We start from the raw sequence: 2,097 nt of genomic DNA, 5'->3' as shown, positions 1-2,097 counted from the left end.
GTATAGGCATCTCGGCCATCGCTAGATTTTTACACGAAAAAGGCCACAAGATAAGCGGCAGCGACATCAAAGAGAGCAAGACGACGCTTGAACTAAAAGATGAAGGCATCGAGGTCATCACGCCGCACTGCAAAGAGGCGATAAAAGACCAAGACTTTGTGGTCTATTCAGCCGCGATAAAAGAGGACAACATCGAGCTAGTGGAAGCCAGAAGAAAGGGTATAAAGTGCTTTTCTAGAAAAGAAATTTTGCCTTACGTGCTTGAAGATAAGTGCGTTTTTGCAGTAGCTGGCGCGCACGGCAAAAGTACGACTTCAGCGATGCTAGCAAGCCTCATTGAAGGCTCAGTCATCATCGGCGCCATCTCAAAGCAGTTTGGCTCAAATATGCGCTACGCCAAAAGCGACAACGTCGTATTTGAGGCTGATGAGAGCGACTCAAGCTTTCTAAACTCAAATCCTTATCTAGCCATCGTCACCAACGCAGAGCCAGAGCATATGGAGCACTACGACTACGATCTAGCTAAATTTTACGCAGCTTACAAGGGCTTTTTGGAGCGCGCGAAAGTTAGGGTGATAAACGCTGAGGACGAGTTTTTGAGCACGCTTAAGCTTGATGCGATCAGGCTCTACCCAAGCACCGATATCACCGAGCTTACGATGGTTGTAAGAGACTATCAGCCATACACTAGCTTTAACCTTAAAAATTTAGGCAAATTTGAAGCCTTTGGCATGGGCGAGCACATCGCCATAGACGCATCTTTGGCTATCCTTGCTGCGATGCACGAGACGCCGCTTAAAGACATAAGAGAAAATTTACTAAATTTTAAAGGCATCAAAAAGCGTTTTGACATACTTTGTGCAAACAAAAATTTTATCCTTATTGACGACTACGCGCACCATCCAACCGAGATAAAAGCGACGCTAAAATCAGTCTTTGAATACGCCAAAATTTTAGGCATAAACAGCGTCACAGCGATATTTCAGCCACATCGCTACACAAGACTTAGCACAAATTTAGCTGGCTTTAAAGAGTGCTTTGAGGGCGTTGATGAGCTTGTTATCTTGCCAGTTTATGCAGCTGGAGAAAATCCGATCGAAGTTGATATGAAGAGCGAATTTAGCCAGTACAACCCAATCTTTACAGACAAGGTCGAGAGGGTTGAAGAGGGCATAGAATTTATAGATGAATTTGGCGTGAAAAACCGCCTAAGCGACGGCATCGTAGTTGGCTTTGGAGCGGGCGATATCAGCGTGCAGCTAAGAGGTGGATATTAATGGATCTAAGCACTTTCAAGCCTCAAGATGAAAATGAAATTTTAAAAGAGATAAAAGAAAAAGAGCTAAGCGAGGATGAAATTTCAAGCCTTATAAATTTAGGCAAAAAAGATATCTTGATAGCCCTTGCAAGGTCGCAAAAGCTAAATAGCGCTCAGATAAAAGATATGCTGCCAAATGCCCCGTATCTGGCCGTTTGCTTGCTGGTTGAAAAGCAAGATATCAGCGAGGTTAGAGCTGAAATTTTAGAAAAGATCAAGCCTCATGCAGAGCTTTACAAAGAGCTCATCGCAAAGTATAAAGGCGTAAAATGGTAAGAAATTTGATAATAATCGCCGGCGTGATGCTACTTTTTGGAGCGATCTGGGCGATAAAAGATGAAAAGATCAGCAAAACCATCAAAGCAGCCGTGAGCGCGGTGCTTGTAGCGATTCTTGTTTGTGTATATTTTTATGAAGAGAATTTATCAAAAAACGAGGACGCCATCTCAAAACTAGTGACAGACTTTAAACAGGGTAAAATACTAAAATGTGGCGAATACAACGTGAGCGCTGAGAAATTTAACTACGAATTTGGCACGGCGTCATTTTTGCCAAAGCGAGAATTTAGTGATCTCTCAGGCCTCATCGTGCCTATAAAAAGTTGCGAGCAATGACTGAAGAGATATTTTTAAAGCTCGATCTGGGCGAGTATCTGGATAAATTTAACTCATTTTTAGCAAGGCAAAAACCGCTATTTTTACAAGGCGATAGCAAAATCCACTTTGAAAATATAAACGAGCTTTCAAAGTATGATTTTAAGGCACCTGACGAGATAAAAG

General features: G+C 42.4%; 3 protein-coding genes. All 3 read left to right on the top strand.

The annotated features are described in order from the left end of the window. The first annotated feature begins 2 nt into the window (after positions 1 to 2). Genes murC through Q0296_RS02685 form a run of 3 tightly spaced genes read left to right on the top strand, consistent with a single transcriptional unit; the run spans position 3 to position 1,932 of the window. A complete protein-coding gene (gene murC, locus Q0296_RS02695; protein ID WP_298036236.1) occupies positions 3 to 1,277 on the top strand; it encodes a UDP-N-acetylmuramate--L-alanine ligase in 1,275 nt (424 codons plus the stop codon). Then, positions 1,277 to 1,594, top strand: a complete 318-nt coding sequence (locus Q0296_RS02690) for a hypothetical protein (protein ID WP_021087459.1) — start codon at positions 1,277 to 1,279, stop codon at positions 1,592 to 1,594. The genes murC and Q0296_RS02690 overlap by 1 nt, the downstream gene beginning before the upstream one ends. Then, on the top strand, positions 1,588 to 1,932 hold the full coding sequence (locus tag Q0296_RS02685) for a hypothetical protein (RefSeq protein WP_298036232.1): 345 nt from the start codon (positions 1,588 to 1,590) through the stop codon (positions 1,930 to 1,932). Before Q0296_RS02690 ends, Q0296_RS02685 begins: the two co-directional genes overlap by 7 nt. Positions 1,933 to 2,097 lie beyond the last annotated feature (165 nt).

Source organism: uncultured Campylobacter sp., from assembly GCF_937890585.1.
In the GTDB taxonomy this organism is placed as follows: domain Bacteria; phylum Campylobacterota; class Campylobacteria; order Campylobacterales; family Campylobacteraceae; genus Campylobacter_A.
This window is presented reverse-complemented; position numbering and strand designations above follow the sequence as displayed.